Source organism: Pseudomonas sp. ArH3a, assembly GCF_022648765.1.
In the GTDB taxonomy this organism is placed as follows: Bacteria; Pseudomonadota; Gammaproteobacteria; order Pseudomonadales; family Pseudomonadaceae; genus Aquipseudomonas.
In genome coordinates, this window is the sequence record NZ_CP080330.1 from 5,041,953 (window position 1) to 5,067,259 (window position 25,307).

At 59.2% G+C, this 25,307-nt stretch carries 24 protein-coding genes; 6 read left to right on the forward strand and 18 right to left on the reverse strand.

Translation table 11 applies throughout. The features are described 5' to 3' along the window. Nucleotides 1–7 precede the first annotated feature (7 nt). The 16 genes from K0P33_RS23020 to K0P33_RS23095 all read right to left on the reverse strand — a co-directional run bounded on the left by K0P33_RS23020 (nucleotide 8) and on the right by K0P33_RS23095 (nucleotide 19,094). Entirely contained in the window at nucleotides 8–1,219 is a 1,212-nt protein-coding gene (locus tag K0P33_RS23020; protein WP_094951623.1) for an ATP-binding protein, read from the reverse strand. A 110-nt stretch (nucleotides 1,220–1,329) separates the two neighbouring features. Beyond that, nucleotides 1,330–2,805 carry a sigma-54 dependent transcriptional regulator gene (locus tag K0P33_RS23025; RefSeq protein WP_242151607.1) on the reverse strand — a complete coding sequence of 492 codons (1,476 nt, stop codon included), beginning with the start codon at nucleotides 2,803–2,805 and terminating at the stop codon, nucleotides 1,330–1,332. A 170-nt stretch (nucleotides 2,806–2,975) separates the two neighbouring features. After that, a complete protein-coding gene (gene fliT, locus K0P33_RS23030) occupies nucleotides 2,976–3,272 on the reverse strand; it encodes a flagellar protein FliT (RefSeq protein ID WP_242151610.1) in 297 nt (98 codons plus the stop codon). 25 nt (nucleotides 3,273–3,297) lie between these two features. Next, nucleotides 3,298–3,687 (reverse strand): flagellar export chaperone FliS, encoded by a 390-nt coding sequence (fliS, locus tag K0P33_RS23035; protein ID WP_242151613.1) that lies wholly within the window; start codon nucleotides 3,685–3,687, stop codon nucleotides 3,298–3,300. Between the two features lie 139 nt (nucleotides 3,688–3,826). Then, on the reverse strand, nucleotides 3,827–5,197 hold the full coding sequence (gene fliD / locus K0P33_RS23040; protein WP_242151616.1) for a flagellar filament capping protein FliD: 1,371 nt from the start codon (nucleotides 5,195–5,197) through the stop codon (nucleotides 3,827–3,829). A gap of 83 nt (nucleotides 5,198–5,280) precedes the next feature. Further along, nucleotides 5,281–5,625, reverse strand: coding sequence for a flagellar protein FlaG (locus K0P33_RS23045; RefSeq protein ID WP_242151620.1), 345 nt, complete (start codon nucleotides 5,623–5,625; stop codon nucleotides 5,281–5,283). 71 nt (nucleotides 5,626–5,696) lie between these two features. Next, nucleotides 5,697–7,376 carry a flagellin gene (locus K0P33_RS23050; protein ID WP_242151623.1) on the reverse strand — a complete coding sequence of 560 codons (1,680 nt, stop codon included), beginning with the start codon at nucleotides 7,374–7,376 and terminating at the stop codon, nucleotides 5,697–5,699. Nucleotides 7,377–7,642: 266 nt separating this feature from the next. Beyond that, entirely contained in the window at nucleotides 7,643–8,572 is a 930-nt protein-coding gene (locus tag K0P33_RS23055) for a ketoacyl-ACP synthase III (protein WP_242151626.1), read from the reverse strand. Nucleotides 8,573–8,848: 276 nt separating this feature from the next. Beyond that, on the reverse strand, nucleotides 8,849–10,459 hold the full coding sequence (locus K0P33_RS23060) for a flagellar hook-associated protein 3 (protein ID WP_242151629.1): 1,611 nt from the start codon (nucleotides 10,457–10,459) through the stop codon (nucleotides 8,849–8,851). Nucleotides 10,460–10,473: 14 nt separating this feature from the next. Next, nucleotides 10,474–12,519: a flagellar hook-associated protein FlgK gene (gene flgK, locus K0P33_RS23065; RefSeq protein WP_242151632.1), complete on the reverse strand. Its 2,046-nt coding sequence runs from the start codon at nucleotides 12,517–12,519 to the stop codon at nucleotides 10,474–10,476. A gap of 10 nt (nucleotides 12,520–12,529) precedes the next feature. Then, a complete protein-coding gene (flgJ, locus tag K0P33_RS23070; protein ID WP_094951602.1) occupies nucleotides 12,530–13,798 on the reverse strand; it encodes a flagellar assembly peptidoglycan hydrolase FlgJ in 1,269 nt (422 codons plus the stop codon). A 4-nt stretch (nucleotides 13,799–13,802) separates the two neighbouring features. Continuing rightward, nucleotides 13,803–14,891, reverse strand: a complete 1,089-nt coding sequence (locus tag K0P33_RS23075; protein ID WP_242156102.1) for a flagellar basal body P-ring protein FlgI — start codon at nucleotides 14,889–14,891, stop codon at nucleotides 13,803–13,805. A gap of 27 nt (nucleotides 14,892–14,918) precedes the next feature. Next, nucleotides 14,919–15,614, reverse strand: a complete 696-nt coding sequence (gene flgH, locus K0P33_RS23080) for a flagellar basal body L-ring protein FlgH (protein WP_094951601.1) — start codon at nucleotides 15,612–15,614, stop codon at nucleotides 14,919–14,921. Nucleotides 15,615–15,667: 53 nt separating this feature from the next. Then, nucleotides 15,668–16,453 carry a flagellar basal-body rod protein FlgG gene (gene flgG, locus K0P33_RS23085; RefSeq protein ID WP_094951600.1) on the reverse strand — a complete coding sequence of 262 codons (786 nt, stop codon included), beginning with the start codon at nucleotides 16,451–16,453 and terminating at the stop codon, nucleotides 15,668–15,670. Nucleotides 16,454–16,524: 71 nt separating this feature from the next. After that, the gene (locus K0P33_RS23090; RefSeq protein ID WP_094951599.1) at nucleotides 16,525–17,265 is read right to left on the reverse strand and encodes a flagellar basal body rod protein FlgF; all 741 of its coding nucleotides are present in this window, start codon (nucleotides 17,263–17,265) and stop codon (nucleotides 16,525–16,527) included. A 266-nt stretch (nucleotides 17,266–17,531) separates the two neighbouring features. Next, nucleotides 17,532–19,094 carry a sigma-54-dependent transcriptional regulator gene (locus K0P33_RS23095; protein ID WP_094951598.1) on the reverse strand — a complete coding sequence of 521 codons (1,563 nt, stop codon included), beginning with the start codon at nucleotides 19,092–19,094 and terminating at the stop codon, nucleotides 17,532–17,534. Nucleotides 19,095–19,351: 257 nt separating this feature from the next. Between K0P33_RS23095 and phhA the strand changes: the two genes are divergently transcribed. From phhA to K0P33_RS23110, 3 genes are all read left to right on the forward strand, one after another. Next, complete coding sequence (phhA, locus tag K0P33_RS23100; protein WP_094951597.1) at nucleotides 19,352–20,143, forward strand: phenylalanine 4-monooxygenase; 792 nt, start codon at nucleotides 19,352–19,354, stop codon at nucleotides 20,141–20,143. A 99-nt stretch (nucleotides 20,144–20,242) separates the two neighbouring features. Further along, nucleotides 20,243–20,599 carry a 4a-hydroxytetrahydrobiopterin dehydratase gene (locus K0P33_RS23105; RefSeq protein ID WP_017134918.1) on the forward strand — a complete coding sequence of 119 codons (357 nt, stop codon included), beginning with the start codon at nucleotides 20,243–20,245 and terminating at the stop codon, nucleotides 20,597–20,599. Then, nucleotides 20,599–21,792 (forward strand): amino acid aminotransferase, encoded by a 1,194-nt coding sequence (locus tag K0P33_RS23110; RefSeq protein ID WP_242151635.1) that lies wholly within the window; start codon nucleotides 20,599–20,601, stop codon nucleotides 21,790–21,792. The genes K0P33_RS23105 and K0P33_RS23110 overlap by 1 nt, the downstream gene beginning before the upstream one ends. 62 nt (nucleotides 21,793–21,854) lie before the next feature. Here K0P33_RS23110 and K0P33_RS23115 read toward each other — a convergent pair whose 3' ends face one another. Further along, the gene (locus K0P33_RS23115) at nucleotides 21,855–22,664 is read right to left on the reverse strand and encodes a UDP-2,3-diacylglucosamine diphosphatase (protein WP_094951595.1); all 810 of its coding nucleotides are present in this window, start codon (nucleotides 22,662–22,664) and stop codon (nucleotides 21,855–21,857) included. A 152-nt stretch (nucleotides 22,665–22,816) separates the two neighbouring features. On the opposite strand from K0P33_RS23115, the gene K0P33_RS23120 reads away from it, so the two are divergent. The 3 genes from K0P33_RS23120 to K0P33_RS23130 all read left to right on the forward strand — a co-directional run bounded on the left by K0P33_RS23120 (nucleotide 22,817) and on the right by K0P33_RS23130 (nucleotide 24,970). Further along, on the forward strand, nucleotides 22,817–23,566 hold the full coding sequence (locus K0P33_RS23120; protein WP_242151638.1) for an AraC family transcriptional regulator: 750 nt from the start codon (nucleotides 22,817–22,819) through the stop codon (nucleotides 23,564–23,566). A 109-nt stretch (nucleotides 23,567–23,675) separates the two neighbouring features. Next, the gene (locus K0P33_RS23125) at nucleotides 23,676–24,560 is read left to right on the forward strand and encodes a DMT family transporter (protein WP_094951593.1); all 885 of its coding nucleotides are present in this window, start codon (nucleotides 23,676–23,678) and stop codon (nucleotides 24,558–24,560) included. A 128-nt stretch (nucleotides 24,561–24,688) separates the two neighbouring features. Then, nucleotides 24,689–24,970, forward strand: coding sequence for a hypothetical protein (locus K0P33_RS23130; RefSeq protein ID WP_242151641.1), 282 nt, complete (start codon nucleotides 24,689–24,691; stop codon nucleotides 24,968–24,970). A gap of 34 nt (nucleotides 24,971–25,004) precedes the next feature. Here K0P33_RS23130 and K0P33_RS23135 read toward each other — a convergent pair whose 3' ends face one another. After that, complete coding sequence (locus tag K0P33_RS23135; protein ID WP_242151644.1) at nucleotides 25,005–25,292, reverse strand: SelT/SelW/SelH family protein; 288 nt, start codon at nucleotides 25,290–25,292, stop codon at nucleotides 25,005–25,007. Nucleotides 25,293–25,307: the final 15 nt, after the last annotated feature.

Consider the following 25,307-nt stretch of genomic DNA (forward strand, 5'->3'; position numbering starts at 1 on the left):
AGTCGTTTTACTCCGCGCTTGCCGCGCCGAAAAACAGCGGCAAGGTCATCAATGCACAGGTGCCACGCCCCAATCGGGAATGCAGTTGCAATTCTCCCTGATGAGCACGCGCCACTGCCTTGACCACGGTCAGGCCCAGGCCAGTGCCGTTAGTCTTGGTGGTAAAAAAAGGTTCGCCCAGGCGCTGCAACACCGCCGGGTCGATGCCGCTGCCGTTGTCGCTGATGCACAGGCGCAGGGTTTGCTCACGGCAGTACAGGTGCACTTTAAGCTGTGCACCCGGGCCGCTGGCCTGGGTGGCGTTTTCGATCAGGTTGAGCAAGGCGCCGACCAGCGTGTCGCGGTTGCACAGCAACTCGCCTTGGTGGCTGTCGCACTGCCAGCGCACATTCGCCTCTTGAATATGCGTGGCGGCGGCCGCTTGCAGCGACTGCATCAGTGCGCACGGCGTGACGCGATCGGTCAGCGGCAATTCGCCGCGGGCAAACACCAGCATGTCGCGCACCTGGTGCTCCAATTCATGCAGGCGCTCCTTGAGGCGGCCAGCAAATCGTTGGTGGGTGGCCGCGGGCAATTGCTCATCAGTCAAATGACTGGCGTAGATCAGTGCCGCCGATAACGGCGTGCGGATCTGATGCGCCAAAGAAGCGACCATCCGCCCCAGTGACGACAACCGTTCATGGCGCGCCAGTTGGTCTTGCAGGTGACGGGTTTCAGTCAAGTCATTGAGCAGCACCAGTTGGCCGGGCTCAGCGTCCAGGGAACGGGTGGCGATCGAAAGTCGGCGGCCGTCCTTGAGGGAAATTTCGTGGCCATCGTCTTCGCGCGGCGCAAAGCAGCGGGTAATGACATGGCGCCACAGCTCGCCTTCAAGCGGTTCGCCGAGCAAGTCGCTCGCGGCCGGGTTGGCTTCACGGACACGGCCCATTTCATCGATGACGATCACGCCACCGGGCAACAGGTCGAGGAGGTTTTGCAGGCGGTTGGCCAGGCGCTCTTTCTCGGCCAGCTCTTCCATGCGCTGGGCACTGACCACCGCCAGCTCGCCTTTAAGCTCGGAAACCCGGGCTTCGAGCAGGCTGTAAGAGTCGGTGAGCTGGTTCGACATCTGGCTGAACTGCGAGAACGCCTGTTCAAGACCTTGCCGGGTAAGCGGCTCTGCGGACGGAACGAGCCCTGGGATAGCAGGGCCTGAAGAAAGTTGGGCGGCGTGGGGCATCATGCTCTCTCGCTTGGCTGACCGTCAGTTAAACGGAACGTTGCGAGGGCTGTAGCAATACCCGTGCCGAAAAAAAACTATCTATATTTCAGCGACTTAAAAAACAGGCGTCAATCATCTGCCTGTTCATCACCTTCTCGACGGCTCATGCCGTACTTGCGCATCTTCTCAACCAGGGTGGTTCGGCGGATACGCAAGCGTTCGGCGGCACGCGCAACGATGCCATTGGCATCGTCCAGCGCCTGCTGGATCAAGCCTTGTTCGAGGCTACCGAGGTAGTCTTTCAAGTCCAGGCCTTCGGGCGGCAGCATGGCGGTGGAACCGAAGTCCGGCGCATGGCCGTTGATGGCCACGCGTTCTTCCAGGTCACTGCGCAGGCTGTCTACCAACTGCTCGTCTTCGTCATCGACGTAGCGAAACTTCTTCGGCAGCTCGACCACGCCGATCACACCGTAGGGGTGCATGATCGCCATACGCTCCACCAGGTTGGCCAGCTCGCGGACGTTGCCCGGCCAGCCGTGGCGGCACAGCGACATAATTGCAGCGGAGTTGAAGCGAATCGAGCCGCGCTTTTCGTGTTCCATACGCGAAATCAGTTCGTTCATCAGCAACGGGATGTCTTCCACGCGCTCACGCAGCGGGGCCATCTCGATGGGGAATACGTTGAGGCGGTAGTATAAATCTTCGCGGAAGGTGCCGACCTCGATCATGCTTTCGAGGTTCTTGTGCGTGGCCGCGATGATGCGCACGTCGACGCTCTGGGTCTTGTTGCTGCCCACGCGCTCGAAGGTGCGCTCCTGCAATACGCGCAGCAGCTTGACCTGCATCGGCAGCGGCATGTCGCCGATTTCGTCGAGAAACAAGGTACCGCCATTGGCCAGCTCGAAACGCCCGGCACGGCTGGTGATCGCCCCGGTAAAGGCGCCCTTCTCGTGGCCGAACAATTCGCTTTCGAGCAGCTCTGCCGGGATCGCCCCGCAGTTGACCGGCACAAAAGGCCCGTCGCGGCGCTTGGAGTGATAGTGCAGGTTGCGCGCAACCACTTCCTTGCCGGTGCCCGACTCGCCGAGGATCAGCACGCTGGCGTCGGTGTCGGCCACTTGCTGCATCATCTGGCGCACGTGCTGGATCGCACGGCTGGTGCCGACAAGGCTGCGGAACAGGTTGGGTTCACGGTGACGGCCGCGCTCGCGGGCCTGGTCGTACATCTCGCGGTAGACCTGGGCACGGTGCAGCGAGTCGAGCAATTTGCTATAGCTGGGCGGCATTTCCAAGGTGGAAAGCACGCGGCGGCGCTGGTCTTCCGGCAGGTCCACGGAAGAAATATCGCCCATCAGCAACACGGGAAGGAACTCATCCCAGGTCGCCAGTGTCTTTAACAGGCCTTGAACTGCGCCAGGAGCGTTTACCGTCCCGATCAGCACACAAATGACTTCACGGCTCGATGACAAAGAGCTGACCGCCTGCTGCCAATCATGGCTGCCGCAGGGAAAATTTTCTTCACCAAGAAAATTTAAAATCACCGCCAAATCGCGGCGGCGGACGCTATCGTCATCGATCAGCAGAATTTTGGTTTCACGCCACATGCAATAGCAACTTCCCTAGTAAAACTTCCTGCCCCAGAGTGAGGGCAATCAAGACGCCCGTAAGACTTATTACCTTACTAGACGTCTGAAATCTGAAAACAGCACTAGTTAAGTCAAAAATGCGAGCACAGTCAAATATATGACGCGCCGTTCGGATTAACTGAGCCCATTCAGCCGAACAGATGGTAAACCTTTGACGCATTTTTAGCTTGGTTGATCTGCGACATCTCTTCGAAAATCGCCTGACGCTCGCCCATCGTCACCTCAAGCAACTGCTGATAAACCGCCAGCAGGCTTTCCAGCTTTTCCCGCAGCGCGTCTTCATCCTCCGGCGCCTCGCTGAGCGCCTCATCAATCACTGCGCGGCAACCCAGGTCCAACTCGCCAACGGCCTCCCAGTTGCGCTCCGCCAGCGCGCCGATCAGGGCTTCGCGGGTTTCGTCGATGCGTTGCAGTGCGTGGCTCATGATGTGTACCTCAAGGCGATCCGCCTTATTGTGGAGCGATGGCATCCCAGCCTTCTTTTACGGTAATCAGCAGACGGGCAACTTCGTCGATGATTTCCGGATCGTTGTCGGCATTAGCTTTCAGCAGGCGCACATTCATATAGTCATACAAGTTAGCCAAACGCTGGATCGTGGCAGGATCTTCCGCCTTGGTTTCGTCCAGGCCCTGACGCAAGCCCGTGATAATGTCGATAGCCTTGGTCAACAACAAACCCTTTTGCGGAATATCACCGCGCGCCATTGAGCCCTTGGCCTGAGCAAGGCGCTCAAGCCCGCCCTCCATCAGCATCTGGATCAAGCGATGAGGGCTGGCTTCGGACACTTGAGCATGGGAATTAACCTTCTGGTATTGGCGAAGGGCTCTCATAGGGTTCATCTTGCTACCTCGAACAGGACACGCGCGAAAAGTGTTGATCTACCCAGTCTTTCGACTGTAATGGCAAAAACTTTAATTCAGGACCTTAGCTGCCCACTTTCACAAACGCTCTTTGACGGGGCGCAGGACGCCCCTTCAATCAGCTCGACTTCGGATTGTTCAGTGCATTAAGGGTGGTCATGATGCTGGAGCTGGTGTTGTTGATTTTCGCAATCATTGCATCCATTGCGGCATATTTGGCCGTCAGAGATGTCTGCAAATCCTCCATTCTCCGATCCAGGGCCGATTGCTGAGTGGTCAGGTCCGTCAACGTGTTGTTGAGGTCTGTCGCCCGCGTAGCCAACGTCCCAGTAGTACCCACATAGCCGGAAGTCGCATTGTTCATACGACTGATCAGGCCTTTGTCACCCGTGAACAGCTTGGCGATATCACTGGCGCCAGTGACAACTGCCTTGTCCCACGCCTTGTCATCCAAGCTCAGTAAGCCAGTCTTCTGGTCGGTGGAAATACCCATTTGCGCCAGGCTGCTTATGGTACCGCTACCCGAACCATTGACCAGCTCGCCGCGCAGGCTGTTGACCAGTTGGCGCATAGACGAGTCGCCAGTCAGGGCGGCTGCCGTGGTGGTCGACGCATCACCAGTGGCCGTAACCTTGGTCTGCGTATTGATCGAAGTCATCAGCGTGTTATAGGCGGTAACGAACGACTGCACCGACGCCTTCAAGGTGTCGGTGCTACTGCCCACAGTGATCGTGGTCGTTATCGGCTTCGTCGGGTCTTCGCTCAACAGCTCCAAGCTCACACCACTGATCGCCGAAGTGATCTTGTTTGTGGTGGACTCCATGGCAACGTTGTCGATCGAATATTTGGCATTCTTTGGCAATTGGCCTGGATCGTAACCGCTCGCCAGCTCCGAGTTGCCGCTGAGCGTGATACCTGTACCGTCGCCGCTGTTGCTGGAGCCGATCACCAGGCGTGCGCCTTTAGAATCGCTCAGCACGTTAGCGTTGATGCCCTGGGCCGACAGTTGAGTGTTGATGGAGTCACGTACCTGCTGCAAGGTCGCCCCGCCCGGTATCGTCACATCGTAACTTTTACCCGACTGATTGATCGTCAGCGTCTGGTTGTCGTCGCTACTGTTTGCCTTGGCAGAGGTACCGCCCTCGAAGACCTTGCTGGTAACTTTCGATGTTGTCGCCAGGTTGGTCACCACAAGGGTGTATTTACCACTCGACGCACCATCACCCAAGGTGACCTTGACGTTCTTGTCTTCCGAGCTGGTCGCTGCCAGACCGTTGAACGAGGAGACGTTGTTCAACTTGGTGATTGCCGCTCGGTAGGCCTCCAACGCAGTCTTCACCGTACCAACAGCCGACAGCTTAACGGTCGCATCTTTTTGCTGGTTGGTGATCTGGGTCTGCTTGGGTGCCTTTTCAGCACCCACCAGCGCCTTGACGATGGCTTGCGTGTCGTAGCCCGAACCCGGGCCGGAAATCGTTGAACTAGCCATTTGCTATCCTCCTTGTCCTACGGTCGCCGCTTTATTGGCGCACAAATACCTAAGCAGCTATTAGAAACATGTTTCGTGCCAACTCAAGCCTTGGTATCAAATAATAGGCTACTGGCTTTGCTCAAATCCTGGGCCAACTTCAGCGCAGTCTCCGAGGGAATTTGTCGAATCACTTCACCGCTGTCGGTGGCGATTACTTTAACGACAACTCTGTGCGTAGTGTCGTCAATGGAGAAGTCCAGGTTGCGTTGGCTCGCCTGCACAAACTCACGAATATCAGTGACGGCCTTTTCCAGTGCCGCGCGCTGCGGTTCAGCGGCAGGTGCCGGCTCAGCCTCTTTCGCGGGCTTGGCCTGGGCGGCCACAGCACCACTGGCCTGAGCTGCGCCAGCCGGGTAAGACGGGTTAAGCTTGATGCTCATGTCCATGTCATCACCTCAAAACTGAAAAAACGAAAGGGCACGTAAACGCACCCTTCCGTTAGTTAACCGCTAGGCTATTACTGAAGCAGCTTCAGTACAGCAGATGGCAGTTGGTTGGCCTGTGCCAGGATCGCAGTGGACGCCTGTTGCAGGGTCTGTTGCTTGGTCAGTTCAGCAGCTTCTGCAGAGAAGTCAGCGTCTTCTACGCGGCCTTTGGCAGCGCTGGAGTTCTGCGAAATGCTCTGCAGGTTAGCAGTGGTGCTGTCGAAGCGGTTTTGTACGGCACCCAGCTGCGAACGCTGGCTGTCGATCTGCTGCATGGCGCCGTCAAGAGCCTGGATAGCCTGTTGCGAGCTGGCCGCGGTCAGAACGCTAAGGTTGGAAACGGTAGTTTCCAGGGTAGTGGCTTTGCTCGAACCAGCAGTCAGGCCCAGCGCAACCAGGCCAGTACCTGCGCTACCGTCGGCGATAACGATGTCTTTCTTGGAGAACAGAGCCAGGCTGCCGTCCGAGTTTTTGCTGGCAGTAGCACCGGTGCTTGCGCTGTTGATCGAGGAAACGATCGAATCAGTGTTGTCACCCGCCTTGAACTTCACTTCAACGCCGTTCAGGCTGATCGAAGTGTCTGCGCTCAATTTGGCCTGGGAAGTACCGGCCGACAGACCCAGCGCCGACAGGGAGCCAGCAGTGGTGTTAGACAGCGCTACGTCAGCGCCGCCAGCGGATTTAACTTGGATACGGCCATCGGTTCCGATAGTCGCGTCGCCACTGCCGCCTACAGCAGTTTTGATGCTGCTCAGCACGGAAGTGATGGTTGCGTTGGCAGCCCAGGTCACAGCTTTGCCGTTGACGCTGATTGCGCCGGCGGCGTTCAGGGTAGTGGCACCCGTTGCAGCCGTTGAAGGTGTAGTCGCGTCGGTCAAGCCAACAGCAGCGCCACCGCTCACTGTGAGTGCGCCAGCAGAGCTCAGGCTCATTTTGTTGGCAGTATCATCCCAAACAGCGGTTGCACCGGTGTTTGCAGCGTTGATCGCGGTAGCGATAGCCGCGCCTTTGTCGGCAGCCGAAATCGCAACGTCTTTGCCGTTGATGGTCAGGGTCGATGCGGCAGCAGCACCAGCACCAGTAGAGTTCAACGCGGCGGTAGCAGCACCCGTCACTTTGGCACCCGACAGGGAAGCGCCGATTGCAGTAGCGCTGATACCGGCCAGAGCGGCACCGTTAACGCTGGCTTCGCTGTACGAACCTTTCAGGGCAGTAGCACTGGTGTCACTCATGCCGAACGAAATCGTTTCGTTGGCGTTGGCACCAATTTGGAAAGCAACGTTGTTGAACGAACCGTCCAGCAGGTTACGACCACCGAAAGTAGTGGTGTTGGCGATACGGGTCAGCTCACCCACTTTCGCGGTGAATTCTTGCTGCAGGGAAACACGGTCAGCGTCGCTTTTATCACCGTTCGCCGCTTGCAGGGCCAGTTCACGCAGACGCTGCAGGGTGTTGGTGGATTCTTGCATCGCGCCTTCAGCAGTCTGGGCGATCGAAGTACCGTTGGCGGCGTTGGCAATTGCAACGTTCAAGCCTTTAACCTGGTTGCCCAGACGGTTAGCGATCTGCATGCCGGCGGCGTCGTCTTTGGCGCTGTTGATCTTCTTGCCGGTCGACAGACGGTTCATCGCGGTGCTCAGAGCGTCGGAAGCTTTGTTCAGGTTCTTCTGGACACCCAGGGAAGTGATGTTGGTGTTTACTGATAATGCCATGACGAAATCCTCGTGAGTTGGATACTGCGGCTTCCGGCCCTGGCAACCGCCGGGTGTGGCCTAGAGAACCTTCGTAATAGTTATCGTCGTGTCGCGCGGTTGCTTGAGGGTTTTTTTGAAATTTTTTACTAGCACCGTGCCACCCCCTGCAATTCAAGGCTTTAGCGCGGCTTAAAACCCCGGTTTCATTGGCTTTTCTGGCGCCAATAAAAAAACGCCGATGATCGTTTGATCATCGGCGTTTTGTTGTTCAGCCTATTAAGATCTCACGGACGATAGAGAATCGCCGAGCCCCACGACAGGCCCACACCAAAACCACTGATTGCCACGCGCTTCCAGGTGGCATCCATCACGTGCTTTTCCAGCAGCAGCGGAATGCTCGACGACACGGTGTTACCAGTCTCGACCATGTCCTTAATGAACTTATCCACCGGCGCATCTTCGAAACGGCGCGCCACGGCGTCGACAATCGCCGCACTGCCCTGGTGAATGCAGAACGCATCGATGTCGTCAGCCTTGAGGTCCGACTCATTGAGCAGTTCGTGCAAATGCGCCGGCACCTTGAGCAAGGCGAAGTTGAACACCTGGCGGCCGTTCATGAAGAACACGCCGTCGCTGACCTTAAGGTGCGGCGCGCCGGAACCGTCGGTGCCGAACTTGGCTTTGCCGAGCAACCACGGCGCGTCCTCGCCCATCCAGGTGGCGGTGGCGGCGTCGCCGAACAGCATGGTGGTGTTGCGATCTTCCGGGTCGACGATCTTCGAATACGGGTCGGCGGTGATCAGCAGGCCGTTTTTCAGGCCCGCGGCTTCCATGAAGCCCTTCATCGCGTAGATGCCGTAGACGTAGCCGGAGCAGCCCAGGGAAATATCGAACGCCGCGACGTGGGTCGGCAGGCCAAGCTTGTCCTGGACGATGGCGGCGGTGTGGGGCAGACCCTCTTCGTCGCCGTTCTGGGTGACGACGATCAGCGCGTCAATCGACTCGCGCTTCAAATTCGGGTTGTTGGCAAACAAAGCGTTGACCGCCTCGACACACAGATCAGAGGTTTCCTGTGCAGCTTCCTTGCGCGGCAGGAACGCCGACCCGATCTTGCCAATGATGAATTCTTCATCCTTGGCGAATTTGGCACCCTGGGCGTAGTTATCGATCCCGTCTGCCGGCACGTAACTGGCGATGCTTTTTATGCCAATCATTGTGGCTTCCCAATACTAAATAGCTGGAGAACACCCCGCGAACTGCCTCGGGGGCGCTGACAATAAAGGGGATAACCCCGCAAAAATCTCGCTGAAAGCCTGCGCGCAACGACCTGGCGACGACTTATCCTTTTCACACGATACAGTGAAGATGCGCTTTATGACTCACAGGTCACTCAATTTTGTGTGCTTTATGCAAAACCTTCAAACAATTAAGTCGCAGAAACGACAACGGCCCACCGTGTTTCCAGGGTGGGCCGTTTGGGGTGACGCCGATTACATCTTGTTGAACAGGCTCAACTGGGAGATTTTCACGAAGGCCAGCTGCGAGGCCTGCAGCATGGTTTGCTGCAGGCTCAAGTTGATGGCGGCTTCTGCGAAGTCGATATTGCCCAGCGCGCTCATGGTCGTGGTGTTTGCCAGATCCAAGCTAATGTTTTCCTGGCTTTGGATGCTCAGGGTATTCAGGCGCGCACCAATGGAGCCCCGCGCTTGGTCGATCTGAGTGTAAGCATTGGTCAGGTTGCCAATGGACCTGGCCACCACATCCTTAAGTTCCTTCTGCGCCGCCGGGTTGCCGTCTGACGGCGTTTCCAGGGTTTTGCGCAAATGGCTCAGGGTGTCGAGTACGTTCTCGTTCTTGTTGCTGGTGGCACCAATCGAAAACTGGTCGCCGGCTGCCGGCGCCGGCGCGGTAGTGACATCAAACGTCACACCTGCCGCCATAATCGACGTGGCGCCAGCAGCCAAGGTACCGCTGGCGATGGATTTGCTGTCTGCCGTATAAGGCTGCGCATAAAGATCGTAGGCGCCGGCTGCGCCAAACTTGACGATGACGCCAGAGTTGGGAAAGGTGCTGGCATAAGCCGCCGGATCGCTCACCGTGCCGTTGCTCAGCTGTGCCGTGCTCGGATTGCTCGGGGTGCGCGAGACACTGAAGCTGTCAGGCTTGACCGACAGGCTGAACTCGCGGTCTTTGACGATGGCATCCGCTGGCGCACCGGGCAGGATGTCTTTGCCCAGCGCATCTTTGCCCAGGTTCAGCCCGATGTCGAACTTGACCCCGCGCAGATTGACCGTTGACGCGCCTTCCTTGGTAGAGTCAAAAGTGCCGTTGCCCGGAATCTCGGAAGTGATGTCCTTGCCAGCGTTGTCGGTCACCACGTACTGGGTGCTGCTGGTAAACGTCAGCTTATAAGGCTGACCGTCCGAAAAGCTGCTGTTATAGCTGGTGTTGGCAGCAATCAGACCGGCCGATAGGGTGACTTTGCCATCATCGACCGCTGGCGGTACAAGAATAGGCGCCGTTTGCGTACGGCCCGTGTTCGCCGAGCCTTCAAGCATACTTTTTGCGGTATTGCCCATGGCGATCGACAAATTCTCCGCAACCTTCAGGCTCAACTGCGTGTCATCGCCTTGATAGCTGTAGGTGCCATCGTTGTTGCGCGCGTAAGGAGGGGTGTCGGTCTTGCTCCCCGAGAACAAATAGTTACCGCTGGCATCCTTGGTATTGAGCAGACCCAGGACTTGGTCCTCAATGGAGCCAACTTCGGCGGCAATCGATGTGCGGTCAGCGTCACTGATGCCAACGTTACCCGCCTTCAGCGCCAGCTCACTGGCCCTCTGAATCGCAATATTGATGTTTTCCATCACGCTTTCTTGCGTGGCCAGCGAGTTTTTCAGCGTGTCGATATTGCCGTTGAACTGCCCCAACATGTCTTTCTGCTGCTGGAGCATCAACAACCGCGCCGCCGCGACCGGATCATCCGCAGCCGTTTGCACGCGTACACCGGTGGTTGCCTGATCCTGGGCTTTCACCACACTGGAATAGTTACTCTGATACTTGGCGGAGCTGGTCTCGAAATATTGCTGTGTAGAAATACGCATCGTCCCAGCCTCCTTTAAAGGGCATTAATCAGTGTGGTGAAGGTTTCCTGCGCAGCCTTGATGATCTGCGACGACGCGGTGTAGTACTGCTGGAACTTGATCATGTCGCCCGCCTCGTCATCCAGGTTGACGCCCGACACTGAGTTGCGCGCCTCTTTGTTCGCACTCAGTAAAGCGCCGGTGGCCGCACTGTCGACGTTAGCCTGGCTAGTCTTGGAGCCCACGGTCGAAACCAGCTTGCTATTAGCCCCCACCAGGCTGACACCCGCGTTGCCGTCGCTCATGCCCACGCTGGCCTTGGTCTGCAGGTTCAGCAGTTCCTGGGCATTGCGGCCATCGGATTTGCCGCCACTGTTAAAGGCAAAGGTCGTGTTGTCGCCGGCAGCCGGGGAGCCGTTGACGGTGGTGTCGAAACTGAAGCTCTTGCCGGGGATGACCGCACCGCTGGCATCACGCATCGGCACATTGACGGTGATCTTGTTGCCCTGCCCCGGAATGATGCTGCCGGTGCCGATCGCGTTACCCTGCGCATCGTTGAGGGTATAAGGCTGCGTGCCGTCAGCAGCCGCTTTGCCGAAGACCATTTTCACCGGCATCGAGTTTTCGATGCCCGTGCGCAGTTGGGCCGTGTCGGCACCGCCATGAATATCCAGTGGCACGGTCAAGGACGGTTGAGTAAAGGTGCCCGTGCCGCTGTTGGTCTTGCCGCTGGTACCCACCAACGGGCCGGCAAACGCCAGTTTGTTCGGATCAGTGATCGCCACGCCAATACCGCTGGCCCCGGTCGCGGTCGGGCTGACTTTGAAGCTGTCGCCAAACGCCATTGTGCCTTTACCATCCAGCGCGAGGGTAAAGCCATCCATCGTCGGCGGGGGTGTGGAGCTCATATCAAAGGTGCCCATGGCCTTGCCATCCGAGCGCAGTACCGTGACCTTGTTAGGGTTGGCGCTATCGCTGAAGGTCACCTTGTAGTCGAAGGTCGTCAGCTTGCTGCTGTCGCTGATCGACACATTAAGGTTGCCCGCACCGCTGCTGTTACCCGCCGCACCCTGGCTGCGCGAGGCAATGGCGGCGGCACTGTTGATGTCTTTGAACAGCGAAATACCAAAGTCGCCATTCAGGTCCAGGCCTTGGCCCAGCTGATTATTGATGGTGTCTGCGGTCGCGATAGCGATGCGCCCCAGATCATTGATGGCGGGCATCAAGGCATCACTGCGATAACGCAACAGGCCACCAATGCTACCGCCACTGATCACCCCGCCCAGGTCCATGGTAGTACCGTTCATGTCCAACTGGATGGTGTACTGGCTGTTATCGGTCTTGCTCGGCACTGCGGAAATGGTGTTGGAAATCCCGCCCTCTACCAAAGACTGACCGCTGCCGGTAGTCACGCTGAACTGCCCATTCTTCTCGGTAGCCGTCACGCCGATCAATTCATTGAGCGAGCGTACGGCCTCGGTACGCGAGTCCAACAGGTTGGCCGGGGCATTGCCCGAAGCGCCCTGCACCTGGGAAATTTGCTTATTGAGCGAGGCAATCGAGGCGGTCAATTGATTGACCTGCTCACTCATGCTGCCCAACTGGTTATTGATGGTCTCTTTCTGCTGAGTCAACTGCGTCGAGATCGCGTTAAACCGGCTGCTCAAGGTCTGGGCGTTGGTCACCAGTAATTGGCGAGCCGACAGATCACTGGGGTTGGACGCCGATGTCTGCAAGGTAGCGAAGAAAGAACTGAGCACCGAGGACAGGCCCGTGGTCTTGTCCGACAGCACCTTATCGACCGCACTGATCTGATCCTGATAAGCCTTGGCGTCGTTATTCAGCGCCGTGCTGTTCTGGTACGCCGTGTCCAAGTATTCGTTGTACACCCGGCGAACGTCCGCCAGCGTGGTGCCAGTGCCGATAAACACACCACCGTACTGGTTATTGGCGCTGGCGTTCTGGGTGGTCTGCTGACGCGAGTATCCCGGGGTGTTGACGTTGGCAATGTTGTTACTCAGGACCGACAACGATCCTTGAGCGGCGTTAAGCCCCGACATCCCGATATTGAGCAAACTCATGGTTCAGACCTTATAAATGAGTGGTCGCGCCAGCGGCAGCGTAGTTCTGGTAACTGTTCATCGTTTTGGCGATCTGCGAAATCTTGCTGGCGTAGTCCGGGTCGGTTGCATATCCGGCTTTTTGCAACTCGCGTACAAACTGCTCCGGGTTATCGGCTGATTTCACAACTTCTTTATAGCGATCATTGCTTTGCAGCAATGTCACGAGGTCGTGGAAGCTGTCCTGATAGGAGTTATAGGAGCGGAAGTGCGCCGTCTCCTTGACCATCGACCCATCACGAAACTCGCTGGTGATTGCACGCGCCTGGCCGCCCTGCCAACTCTGCCCGGCCTTGATGCCGAACAGGTTGTGGCTGCTGCTGCCGTCTTCGGCGCGCATCACCGATTTACCCCAACCGGTTTCCAGGGCGGCCTGGGCCACCAGGTACTTCGGATCGACGCCGATACGCGCTGCGGCGGCCTTGGCCATCGGCAACATAGTGGCAACGAACTCATCCTGCGAGCTGAAGGCTTTCTTCGCCGGTGCCAGCGGTGGCTGGGCGATGGCGCGGCCATACACCTGCATGCGCCCGCTCGGCACGGCAAAGCTGTGCGCGGTGCTGTTGATCACGTTGTCGGCGGCGGCGCTATTACGCAGCGGCGCACTCTTGGCATCGATGGCGACCGGTGCGTTAGGCACAATGCCGGCCAACAGACGGTCAGTCAGCTTGCTTGGCAAAGCGATACGGCGCTGGTTCATCAGCTCCATATCGTTGGCGTGAGCACTGGCGCCTTCAGGCACGGCCACGCGGTAAGCCCACAGCGGGCGCTGGCCATTGGAGCGGCCCAACGGCCCTTCGGCTGTGGTGCCTGCAGCAATTTCAGTCGGCACATCGACTTTTTTCGCGGGCGCCTGCGCCGCCTCTGGGCCTTGCAAGGTGGCCGCCTGGGCGTCCACCGGTTTGTTCTTCTGCATCTGGCGCATCAGCACGTCGGCCAAGCCGATACCGCCGCCCTCGCGGGACATCGAGACCGCCAACTGCTGGTCGTACATTTCCTGATACTGCTTGGCGGCCGGGGTGTTCATCGGGTTGTCCTTGCCCAGCGCCTCGGTGGCCGAGCGCATGGACTTGAGCATCTCGCTCAAAAACAGCGACTCAAACTCCTGCGCCACTTTGCGCATGTTGCCTTCGCTGTTCTTGTCGGCACCGACCTTGAGCTGGTTAAGCCGATTCAGGTCGGAGTAAGACCCCGAGTCCGCTGTGCTGCTGATCCCGCTCTTGCGCATATCCATGGCCATGGCCTCAGATCACAATCAGGTCGGCTTGCAAGGCGCCGGCCTGTTTCAGAGCTTCGAGGATCGCCATCAAGTCGCCTGGGGCGGCGCCCACCTGGTTCACCGCGCGGACAATCTCATCCAGCGTGGTGCCGGGGCCGAACTTGAACATCGGCTTGGCTTCTTGCTGAGCATTCACACGCGAGCGTGGAACCACCGCCGTCTGGCCGTTGGACAATGGCCCAGGCTGGCTGACGATCGGGTCTTCGGTGATGGTCACGGTCAGGCTGCCGTGGGTCACTGCTGCCGGCGACACCTTGACGTTCTGGCCGATCACGATGGTGCCGGTACGCGAATTGATGATGACCTTGGCCACCGCCTGGCCTGGGTCGACCTCAAGGTTCTCCAGGATCGACAGGTAGTCGACGCGCTGGCTTGGGTCCAATGGCGCAGTAACACGGATCGAACCGCCGTCGATGGCCTGGGCCACGCCAGGGCCGAGCATGTCGTTGATCTTGTCGACCACGCGCTTGGCGGTGGTGAAGTCCGAACGGTTGAGGTTCAAGGTCAGGCTGTTGCCTTGGTTGAAACCGCTGGGAACGGTCCGTTCCACCATGGCACCGCCCGGAATACGCCCGGCCGATGGCACGTTAACGGTGATTTTCGAGCCGTCGCGGCCCTCGGCGTCAAAACCGCCCACCACCAGGTTGCCCTGGGCGATGGCGTAGACGTTGCCGTCGATACCTTTAAGAGGCGTCATCAACAGCGTACCGCCACGCAGGCTTTTGGAGTTACCGATCGACGACACGGTGATGTCCACCACCTGGCCCGGCTTGGAGAACGCTGGCAAGTCGGCACTGATCGACACGGCCGCGACGTTCTTCAACTGCACGTTGCCCGAACCCGCCGGCACTTTGATGCCGAACTGCGAGAGCATGTTGTTGAAGGTCTGCAGGGTGAACGGGGTCTGGGTGGTCTGGTCACCCGTACCGTTGAGCCCCACCACCAGGCCGTACCCGATCAATTGGTTGGAGCGCACGCCGGAAATACTGGCGATGTCTTTCAACCGCTCAGCAAAGGCCCCTGCGCTCAAGACCAGCAATAACGCGGCAGCCATCAGCTGTTTGAGTTTCAAAGTGGCCACCTAGAAAGGGAACAGCGGGCTAAGGAAGAAACGGTCGAACCAGCCTGGCTGACTCGCATCAGCAAACGAACCCGTACCCGAGTAGGTAATGCGCGCATCGGCAATCCGCGTCGACGGTACGGTGTTGTCAGTCGCAATGTCATCGGCCCGCACCATCCCGGCAATACGCACCAACTCATCACCGGTATTGAGGGTCATCCACTTTTCACCGCGTATCGCGATGATGCCGTTGGGCAATACATCGGCCACGGTTACGGTGATCGAACCGGTCAGGCTGTTGCCCTGCCCCGCCGCGCTCTTGCCGTTGGTGGCACGGTCGCCGCTGTAGCCGGCATTCAAGCTCAGATCACCATTGCCCAGCGGGTTGTTGACATTGGGTACAGCACCAAACAACGAGGTCAAGCCAATGCCGGCCTTACTGGTCTTGCCCACTTGAGAGTTGGCGTTCTTGCTGGCCTGGGTCTTTTCGTTCAGGGTGATGGTGATGATGTCACCCACTCGGAACGCCTTACGGTCGCTGTACAGGTTCTGTTCGAAACCGGCCTGGTAGATCGAGCCATTGTTGGCCGCCGCAGGCAGCGGCGTGCGTGGCAACACCGGCGCGTAGTACGGGTCATTGGGTTTTGGCGTCGGGGCGACACAGCCCGCGAGCACGGCGATCCCACTCAATGCCAGAACAGAAACATAGCGATTCATGACCCTTACCTCACGGTGCTGCAGGCGCCGTCAACGGCGCCCCATAGACTTGATTACAGATTCTGCGTTACGAACGAAAGCATCTGGTCGGCGGTGGAAATCACCTTGGAGTTCATCTCATAGGCGCGCTGGGTGGTGATCATGTTGACCATCTCCTCAACCGTGCTCACGTTGGACGTTTCCAGGGTGCTTTGCAGGGTGGTACCGAAACCGTTCAGGCCAGGGGTGCCGATCTGCGGCGCGCCGCTGGAGGCGGTTTCCAGGAACAGGTTGTTACCCATGGCCTGCAAGCCGGCCGGGTTGATGAAGTCAGCGGTTTGCAGGTTGCCGATCACTTGCGACGCCGGGCTGCCGGCCACGGTGATCGACACGGTGCCGTCGTTGCCGACGGTGAAGGTCTTAGCATCCGCAGGCACGACGACAGCCGGTTCCAGGGCGAAACCGTTGGCCGTGACGATTTGGCCATTGGAGTCGAGGTGGAAAGTACCGTCACGGGTGTAGGACGTAGTCCCATCCGGTTGCAGGATCTGGAAGAAACCACGGCCGTTGATGGCCATGTCCAACGGCTGGCCGGTTTGCTGCAGGTTACCGGCGCTGAAGTTCTTCTGGGTGCCGACGATCTGCACACCGGTACCCAATTGCAGGCCCGACGGCAGTTCGCTGTCCTGGGTCGACTGCGCGCCAGGCTGCTTCTTGATCTGATAGAGCAAGTCCTGGAACTCAGCGCGGTCACGTTTGAAACCCGTGGTCGACACGTTCGCCAAGTTGTTGGAAATGGTGGTCAGGTTAGTGTCCTGGGCGGACAAACCTGTTTTGGCAACCCATAGAGCCGGAAGCATGCTGTTCTCCTTCGTGCGCCTGTTTGTTGGCGCCGTGTTGCAAAATTAGTGTTGGTTCAGTGAGGCCGCTATCAGCTCATCGACAGAACGCGAGTCATGGCCTGATCGTCTTCTTTGGCGCTGTTCATCATCTTGATGTGCAGCTCGAACTGCTTGGAAAGCGACAGCACTGCGGTCATTTCTTCCACGGCGTTGACGTTGCTCGCCTGCAGGAAGCCCGATGTCAGCTTGACGTTCGCATCCGCCTGGGCGGGCTGGCCATCCTTGGTGTGGATGGTGCCGTCCAACCCTTTGTTCATGTTCTTGAGGTCCGGCTGGACCATCTTGATGCGGTCCACTTCAGCCATCACCCGTGGGCCTTCGCCCATGGCGCGGATGCTGATGGTGCCGTCGGCGCCCACTTCGATTTTCTGCTGGGGCGGCACGGCAATCGGGCCACCGTTGCCCATCACCGGCATGCCGTTGCCGGCGCGCAGCACACCCAGCGCGTCAACGTTCATGCTGGCGCTGCGCACGTAGGCCTCGCTGCCATCGGGGGTTTGCACGGCGATCCAACCGTTGCCGTTGACCGCCACATCCAGGTCACGACCGGTTTCGATCATGGCGCCCGGGGAAAAATCAGTACCCGGCCGCTCAGTCATGGCAAAGGCACGCGCCGGAAAGCTGTCACCGAACACCGGCATCGAACGCGCCTGCTCCAGGTCACGCTGGAAACCGTTGGTGGAGATGTTCGCCAGATTGTTGGCATGGGCCTTCTGCGCCAGTGCATTCTGGCTGGCGCCGGTCATTGCCACATAAAGGTACTTGTCCACGCTCTATCCTCTTTCTGACGGACGCTTGCCGCCCACCGTTGTACTGATGAGGCTTAAGCAATTTGCGAACCAACTTTTTAAAAGAGGGCAAAATCCAGGCGGGGCGGGGGTTTGCTGACAGGCGCGAGGATTTAAGGGATGGGTAAGAGTCGAAAAAACGGCGGACTACTGCCGCCTGCGGCAAGCATCGGTCTTGAAAATGACAAAGATCAAATGTGGGAACGCGCTTGCTCGCTCCCACAGTTTTAACTGCAGTGTGTCTGTGATTATTTATCGCCCTTGAGAATCTCGTAATCACGCAACTTATTGGCGATGGTGGTATGCGACACTCCCAGCCGCTTACCCAGCTGTCGGCTGCTCGGGTGCTCGGCATACAAGCTCTCCAGCACCGCCTTCTCGAACCGACCGACGATCGCCTCCAACCCACCCTCCAGAGAAAAATCGCCAAGCGGCTGACGCACGCCGTAGTCCGGCAGACGAATATGCTCAACCTTGACCGTCCCGCCCTCGCACAACGACACCGCCTGAAACAGCACGTTTTCCAACTGCCGCACATTGCCCGGCCAGTGATAGTGGCTAAGCCGATCCATCGCCGCGGGCGCCAATTTGGGCAATGGGCAACCAATCTGCCGGCTGGCCTGATCAAGAAAGTGCTCAACCAACGGCGCCAAACCATCCAGGCATTCGCGCAGCGGCGGTATATGCAACGACAACACATTCAGCCGGTGATAAAGGTCCTGGCGAAATTCCCCTCGGGCGCAAAGCTCCGACAAGTCCACTTGGGTCGCACAGATCACCCGCACATCCAAGTAGACCTCTTCATCACTGCCCACCCGGCGAAAGCAACCGTCCTGCAGAAACCGCAGCAACTTCACCTGCAAGCGCGCGCTCATTTCCCCAACGCCATCGAGAAACAACGTACCGCCCGCCGTCAGTTCCAGCAGGCCCAATTTGCCTTCGGCCCGCGCGCCTTCAAACGCGCCTGGGCCGTAGCCGAACAGCTCGGTCTCGGCCATCGATTCCGGCAGGCCTGCGCAGTTAAGCGCCATCAACGGCGATTGCCCGCGCGGGCTGGCCAGGTGACAAGCACGCGCCAACAGCTCCTTACCGGTGCCGGTTTCGCCTTCTATTAATAGAGGCGCATCCAGCGGCGCCATGCGGCGAGCCTCGCGCACCACCGCCGCCATCACCTTGGAGCTCTGGAAGATACTGTCGAAGCCACGCAGTTCCTGCTTGCGCACATTGTAGATGCGCTCACCGACGCGGTCGGCGCGGTGCAGGGTCAACACGGCGCCGGCCATGGCTTCGCTGTCGTCGTGCTCGGAGGATTGCAGCGGCGCAATATCCGCCAGGAACACGTCGCCCTTAACCTTGACCCGCAAGCCGTTGATCCGCGACTTGCTCGCGCGCACCAACTCCGGCAAGTCGAAATCCTCGGCATACCGCGACAACGGAATGCCCGGCACTTCGTCCACGCGCACCCCGAGCAACTGCGCCGCCGCCCGGTTCGCGGCGACGATGGAGCCGCCCATGTCGATCGACAGCACCGGAAACTCCAGCGCGCCAAGCAGCGCATTCAGCTCCATATGCCGACGTTCGCTGGGCATCAGCCCTACCCGCTTGACGCCAAACACACCGGCAATTGCTTCAAATTGCGGGCGCAGCGCCTGGAATTGCATGTTCACCAGGTTCGGGCAAAACAGGTAAATCGCGTTGCCATGTTCGCCGCCGACCTCGCCCTTGGCGACGTTGACGCCGTACTCCACCAACAGGTTGAGAATGTCCCGCAGGATGCCGATGCGGTTCTGGCAGTGCACTTTAATACGCATGAAAAGGCCCGAAAAGTGGGAAAGCGCCGCGTCTTTTTGCCGCTGGGCGCAGATAGTCGTCAAGATTATGTGACAGTACGTGACCTTTTCACAGCCCAATACATCGCAGAGCCACAGGATCGTAACGAATACTTTACGAATATCGGTAATTTTTCCTACAAGCCCAAGCCAAGGCCCGATGGAATCCTCCGCCTTCCGGGTTATCAATAGGCCATACGCCGCACATAACAAGAACGAATGCCTAGCAGGAGAGCCGTATGAAGCAGACGCACTACGTGGCCCGCGAGCCCGATGCGCAAGGTTTTATCCACTACCCGCCGGAAGAACACGCGGTGTGGAACACGCTGATCACGCGCCAGCTGAAAGTGATCGAGGGTCGCGCCTGCCAGGAATACCTGGACGGCATCGACAAGCTCGGCCTGCCCCTGGACCGCATTCCACAACTGGGCGAAATCAACCAGGTGCTGGCTGAAACTACCGGCTGGCAAGTCGCCCGTGTACCCGCACTCATCCCCTTCCAGACCTTCTTCGAATTACTCGCCAGCAAGCAGTTTCCGGTGGCGACCTTTATTCGTACTCGAGAAGAACTGGACTACCTGCAAGAACCGGATATTTTCCACGAGATCTTCGGCCACTGCCCGCTGCTGACCAACCCGTGGTTCGCCGAATTTACCCACACCTATGGCAAGCTCGGCCTGGCCGCGACCAAGGAACAGCGCGTGTACCTGGCGCGTTTGTACTGGATGACCATCGAATTTGGCTTGGTGGACACGCCACAAGGTCGGCGCATCTACGGTGGCGGCATTTTGTCGTCGCCCAAAGAGAGCGTGTACTGCCTGTCGGATGAGCCCAAGCACCAAGCCTTCGACCCGCTGGAAGCGATGCGCACGCCGTACCGCATCGACATCCTGCAACCGCTGTATTTCGTCCTGCCTGAGCTCAAGCGCCTGTTCGACGTGGCGCAGGAAGACATCATGGGCATGGTCGAGCGCGGTATGCAGCTGGGTCTGCACGCGCCGACGTTTCCACCCAAACCCAAAGCCGCGTGACACTTACGTTTTGAGGCCAGGTGAGTCTGTTCCCTGGCCGCGCGTTGCTTTAGGGTAACGCCCACTGATCTTCAATCATTCGAATTCAGGACACCCCACATGACCACCTTGAACCAAGCCCACTGCGAAGCCTGCCGCGCCGATGCCCCGCAAGTCAGCGACGAAGAGCTGCCGGTACTGATCAAGCAGATTCCCGACTGGAACATCGAAGTACGCGATGGCGTGATGCAGCTGGAAAAGGTTTTCCTGTTCAAGAACTTCAAATTCGCCCTGGCCTTTACCAATGCCATGGGTGAAATCTCCGAAGCCGAAGGCCATCACCCAGGCCTGCTCACCGAGTGGGGCAAAGTCACCGTGACCTGGTGGAGCCACTCGATCAAAGGCTTGCATCGCAACGACTTCATCATGGCCGCGCGCACTGACGAAGTGGCCAAGGACGCCGAGGGCCGCAAGTAATGCATTTCGATGCTATTGGCCGCGTGCCCGGCGACCCGATTCTCGGGCTGATGGACCTGTATGCCCAGGACAGCAACCCGAACAAGTTCGACCTCGGCGTGGGCGTCTATAAGGATGACCAAGGCCTGACGCCGATTCCGTACTCGGTGAAGCTGGCCGAGCAGCGCCTGGTGGACACTCAGACCACCAAGACCTACATCGGCGGCCACGGCGATGCAGCGTTCGGTGCGTTGATCAGCGAACTGGTGCTCGGCGCCGACTCCGCCTTGATCCGCGACCGCCGTGCCGGCGCGACGCAAACCCCAGGCGGCACCGGCGCCCTGCGCCTGAGCGCCGACTTTATCGCCCACACCCTGCCCGGCCGTGGCGTATGGCTGAGCAACCCAACCTGGCCGATCCACGAAACCATCTTCGCCAAGGCCGGGCTCACGGTCAGCCACTACCCTTATGTGGGTACTGATAACCGCCTGGACGTGGCCGCGATGCTGGCAACACTCGCCAACGTGCCCAAGGGCGACGTGGTATTGCTGCATGCTTGCTGCCACAACCCGACCGGGTTCGACCTGTCCCAGGATGACTGGCGCCAGGTGCTGAAGATCGTCCGCGAACGCCAACTGCTGCCGCTGATCGACTTCGCCTACCAGGGCTTTGGCGACGGCCTGGAGCAAGACGCTTGGGCGGTGCGGCTGTTTGCAGCCGAACTGCCGGAGGTGCTGATCACCAGCTCCTGCTCGAAGAATTTCGGCCTGTACCGTGATCGAGTCGGCGCGTTGATCGTGTGCGCGGCGGATGCCGAGAAGCTCACCGATGTGCGCAGCCAGCTTGCAAACACGGCGCGTAATTTGTGGTCGACCCCGCCGGATCATGGCGCAGCCGTGGTTGCGACCATCCTCGGCGATGCCGAGCTGAAAAAGCGCTGGAGCGACGAAGTCGAAGCCATGCGTTCGCGGATTGCGCAACTGCGCTCCGGGCTGGTGGAAGCGCTTACGCCCCACGGGCTGGCCGAACGGTTTGCGCATATTGGTGCGCAGCGTGGGATGTTTTCCTATACCGGCCTAAGTGCCGAGCAGGTCAAGCAACTGCGCGAGAAGCACAGCGTGTACATGGTCAGTTCGGGGCGGGCTAACGTGGCTGGCATTGATGCCACGCGCTTGACGCTGTTGGCCCAAGCCATCGCTGACGTCTGCAACTGAAGAAACCGAATCAAACTGTGGGAGCTGGCTTGCCTGCTCCCACAGTTGGAGTGTGTTGGCGGCTAGCCTGCGACCATCTCGGCTTTCAACTGCGCCTCTTTGGCTTGCGCATCTGCCAACCGATACAACTCGATATGCCCATCCCAGTGCTCGATCAACGCCGTGCACGACTCCACCCAATCCCCGCAGTTGAGGTAGTCCACCTCGCCCACCTTGCGAATCTCCGCATGGTGAATATGCCCGCAGACCACGCCGTGCAACTCGCGCTTGGTCACTTCGTGGGCGATCGCCTCTTCGAAATCGCTGATAAAACTCACCGCCGTCTTCACCTTGTGCTTCAAGTACGCCGACAGCGACCAGTAGCCATAGCCATACCGCGCTCGCCAGTGGTTGAGCCAGCGGTTCAGCGTGAGGGTGAACTCGTAGGCCGAGTCGCCGAGGAACGCCAGCCAGCGGTGGTAACGGGTGATCACATCAAACTGGTCGCCGTGGATCACCAGCAGGTGACGGCCATCGGCGGTGACGTGCACGGCTTCGTCCACCAGTTGGATATTGCCCAGAATCAGCTTGGAATAGCGCCGTAGAAACTCGTCATGGTTGCCAGTGACGTAGATTACCTCGGTGCCGCGCTTGGCCATGGTCAGCAGGCGGCGAATCACGTTGGTGTGGGCCTGGGGCCAATACATGCCGCCGCGCATTTTCCAACCGTCGATAATATCGCCAACCAAGTACACCTTGTCGGCGTGGTAGCCCTTGAGGAACTGCGACAAGTGTTCGGCCTGGCAATCGCGCGTGCCTAGGTGCACGTCGGAAATCCACAGGGTACGAACCCGTTGTTTACGGCTGGGTTTGGCGAACTCGGCACGGGTCATGGGCATCCCTCAACGGTGTTTTCGCGAGCTTGCGCCCTGGCGGTTAATAGCCCATGACAACTGTGCGTCAATCTGATGACAGCGCCTGGCGCCCTTGAAGCGTTGTAGACTGGCGCGACTAGGCCAGGAGCCTGCTCGCCCAGGAGACCGCGATGAGCCCAACCCTCACGCTGCGCCACTACCTCGAAGAACCCCTCGCCCACAGCCATGACCACGCACAACTGGTGTTCGGCCTGTCGGGGCATTTGGATCTGGAAGTGGATGGCCGTGGCAGCCAGGTGCGCGAGAACAGCGTGATGGTGCTGCCCTTCTCTGCCCACCACGCCTGTGGCAGTCGCGATGGCAGCCGTTGCCTGGTGCTGGATGTGCCCACCGAGCACTGGGTGCTGCAATCCTTGGGCGAGCATGCCGAGGCCAGCCGGCGCTTGCTCGACCAACCGGCGCGCCTGGCCCTGGATTCCCGGCAAAGCCAGTTGGTGCAATGGCTGGCCCACAGCCCGGTGGATGACCCGTTGATCGTGCAGCAAGGTGCGGTGCTGTTGTTGGCCAGCCTTAATCACCCGATTACCCAAACGGTGCCGGGCCGGCGCCTGCCGTATGCGGCGTTCAATGCACATATCGAGCGGCATGTTGCGCACCCGTTACAGGTCGCGGACCTCGCGCGCATTGCCGACTTGTCGGTAGCGCGCTTGCATGCGCGCTTTATCGCTGAGTGCGGGCAGACGCCGATGGACTATATCCGCAGCCGTCGCCTGCAGATGGCCTTGGGCATGTTGCGCGAAACGCCGCTGCCCATCGGTGAAATCGCCGAGCGCGTCGGCTACAGTTCGCAAAGTGCGTTTGCCGCTGCGATGTTGCGCGAATTTGGCGCATCCCCCGGCGCATTGCGGCGCTCGTCGTAAGAACCGCAAGAAGAGCCCTGCGATAAAAATCGCGAGCCGGGCGACAGACGCCCGCACCTTCCACCCTCTAGACTGCGACTCTGTCACTCCCGTTGGTTCAAGGATCGCAATGACTCCCCGCTCAGCCCTCGGCGCCCTGCATATCGGCGCATTGATGTTTGGCCTCACCGGCGTATTCGGCAAGCTGGCGGCCGCCTCGCCCGCCATCATCGTATTTGGCCGCGCCGCTTTTGCCGTGCTGGCCCTCGCCGTATTCGCGCGATTCGCCAGCAACACCACTTGGAAAAAACTCGAGATGCGCGACTGGCGTCGCCTGCTAATCAGCGGCGTGCTGCTCGCGGCGCATTGGGTAACCTTCTTCATTGCCGTCAAAGTCGCCGGGGTCGCCGTCGCCACTCTGGGGTTTACTGCGTTCCCGGCGTTTACCGTGATTCTCGAAGGCCTGATCTTCCGCGAGCGCATTCGCGCCAATGAAGTGCTGCTGGTGGTGCTGGTCAGCATCGGCCTGATACTGGTGACGCCAGACTTCGACCTCGCCAGCGCGGCTACGGGCGGCCTGCTCTGGGGCATCGTTTCCGGCCTGCTGTTTTCGTTGTTATCGCTGAACAATCGCGCCAGTTCCGGGCGGATTCCAGCAGTGCAGGCCGCCCTGTGCCAAAACGTGGTGGTCGCGGCCTGCCTGTTGCCCGTGGCGGCGCCCGGGCTGGCAGAGGTGCGCGCCATCGACTGGTTGTGGATCGGCCTGTTGGGGGTGTTCTGCACCGGCCTGGCCCACAGCCTGTTTGTCGCCAGCCTCGCAGTGATCAAGGCGCGCACCGCCTCGGTGGTGTTCGCCATGGAGCCGGTCTATGGCATCACCGTGGCCTGGCTGCTGTTTGCCGAAACCCCAACCTTGCGCATGCTGCTGGGTGGCGCGCTGATTATCGTCGCCATCGTGCTCTCCGGCTTGATGGGCAGCGCCAGCCAGGCCAAAGTGCCTGCGGCAGCGGCGTGATCTACACTTTAAACATCCGCAACAGTCTGTCGTCGTTCAACGGATAAAGACCCCTCGACGACAGCCATGCGCCTTGAAGTTGCTGCAAGCGAGTGGTCATTCCATTAACGCTATGCAGGGGCTTTACCATGGAAACACTCATCAGTTTGGTGGTTCAGATCATCAGCGGTGCCATCGGCGGTAAGGTGGCCGGTATGAGCAAACAAAGCCTGGGGACTGGGCTCAATACGCTGGTTGGCGGCGTGGGTGGGCTGGTGCTGGGGCAGATCGTCTCGGTACTCACCGGGGCTTCAGGCGGCGAAGCGCTGCATGTGGCTGCGGTTGGCAGCAATATCGTCGGCGGTGGTATCGGCGGCCTGGTGCTGACGTGGGTTGCGGGGTTCATCAAGCAAAAGTTGGCCGACAAGTAGCGCCTTACGGGCCACCGTCAAGCGGCGGTGGCCTTTATTGCGTCCGATCGTTGTGGCCCAAATCCCGCTGTGGGTCGATCTGATCACGCACGCGCTGTTTAAGCACCTTGGCTTCCGGAAAACCACCGTCGACCTTACGCTCCCAGATCTGCACACCGTCGCAAGTGATGCGAAACGTGCCCCCGGTGGCTGGCTCCAGCGCCACACGGCCCACGTCGTCAGCGAACGTACTCAACAATTCCTGGGCCAGCCACGCGGCGCGCAACAGCCACTGGCACTGGGTGCAATAGGTGATGACGATCTCGGGTTTGCTCAGCGACATAATTTGAGAGGTTCC

Excerpts from the sequence above, each read along its gene's own strand:
- K0P33_RS23020 (WP_094951623.1), bottom strand. The coding sequence starts at position 1,219 with ATGCCCCACGCCGCCCAACTTTCTTCAGGCCCTGCTATCCCAGGGCTC.
- K0P33_RS23025 (WP_242151607.1), bottom strand. The coding sequence starts at position 2,805 with ATGTGGCGTGAAACCAAAATTCTGCTGATCGATGACGATAGCGTCCGC.
- fliT (WP_242151610.1), bottom strand. The coding sequence starts at position 3,272 with ATGAGCCACGCACTGCAACGCATCGACGAAACCCGCGAAGCCCTGATC.
- fliS (WP_242151613.1), bottom strand. The coding sequence starts at position 3,687 with ATGAACCCTATGAGAGCCCTTCGCCAATACCAGAAGGTTAATTCCCAT.
- fliD (WP_242151616.1), bottom strand. The coding sequence starts at position 5,197 with ATGGCTAGTTCAACGATTTCCGGCCCGGGTTCGGGCTACGACACGCAA.
- K0P33_RS23045 (WP_242151620.1), bottom strand. The coding sequence starts at position 5,625 with ATGGACATGAGCATCAAGCTTAACCCGTCTTACCCGGCTGGCGCAGCT.
- K0P33_RS23050 (WP_242151623.1), bottom strand. The coding sequence starts at position 7,376 with ATGGCATTATCAGTAAACACCAACATCACTTCCCTGGGTGTCCAGAAG.
- K0P33_RS23055 (WP_242151626.1), bottom strand. The coding sequence starts at position 8,572 with ATGATTGGCATAAAAAGCATCGCCAGTTACGTGCCGGCAGACGGGATC.
- K0P33_RS23060 (WP_242151629.1), bottom strand. The coding sequence starts at position 10,459 with ATGCGTATTTCTACACAGCAATATTTCGAGACCAGCTCCGCCAAGTAT.
- flgK (WP_242151632.1), bottom strand. The coding sequence starts at position 12,519 with ATGAGTTTGCTCAATATCGGGATGTCGGGGCTTAACGCCGCTCAAGGA.
- flgJ (WP_094951602.1), bottom strand. The coding sequence starts at position 13,798 with ATGGCCATGGATATGCGCAAGAGCGGGATCAGCAGCACAGCGGACTCG.
- K0P33_RS23075 (WP_242156102.1), bottom strand. The coding sequence starts at position 14,891 with ATGGCTGCCGCGTTATTGCTGGTCTTGAGCGCAGGGGCCTTTGCTGAG.
- flgH (WP_094951601.1), bottom strand. The coding sequence starts at position 15,614 with ATGAATCGCTATGTTTCTGTTCTGGCATTGAGTGGGATCGCCGTGCTC.
- flgG (WP_094951600.1), bottom strand. The coding sequence starts at position 16,453 with ATGCTTCCGGCTCTATGGGTTGCCAAAACAGGTTTGTCCGCCCAGGAC.
- K0P33_RS23095 (WP_094951598.1), bottom strand. The coding sequence starts at position 19,094 with ATGCGTATTAAAGTGCACTGCCAGAACCGCATCGGCATCCTGCGGGAC.
- phhA (WP_094951597.1), top strand. The coding sequence starts at position 19,352 with ATGAAGCAGACGCACTACGTGGCCCGCGAGCCCGATGCGCAAGGTTTT.
- K0P33_RS23105 (WP_017134918.1), top strand. The coding sequence starts at position 20,243 with ATGACCACCTTGAACCAAGCCCACTGCGAAGCCTGCCGCGCCGATGCC.
- K0P33_RS23110 (WP_242151635.1), top strand. The coding sequence starts at position 20,599 with ATGCATTTCGATGCTATTGGCCGCGTGCCCGGCGACCCGATTCTCGGG.
- K0P33_RS23115 (WP_094951595.1), bottom strand. The coding sequence starts at position 22,664 with ATGACCCGTGCCGAGTTCGCCAAACCCAGCCGTAAACAACGGGTTCGT.
- K0P33_RS23120 (WP_242151638.1), top strand. The coding sequence starts at position 22,817 with ATGAGCCCAACCCTCACGCTGCGCCACTACCTCGAAGAACCCCTCGCC.
- K0P33_RS23125 (WP_094951593.1), top strand. The coding sequence starts at position 23,676 with ATGACTCCCCGCTCAGCCCTCGGCGCCCTGCATATCGGCGCATTGATG.
- K0P33_RS23130 (WP_242151641.1), top strand. The coding sequence starts at position 24,689 with ATGGAAACACTCATCAGTTTGGTGGTTCAGATCATCAGCGGTGCCATC.
- K0P33_RS23135 (WP_242151644.1), bottom strand. The coding sequence starts at position 25,292 with ATGTCGCTGAGCAAACCCGAGATCGTCATCACCTATTGCACCCAGTGC.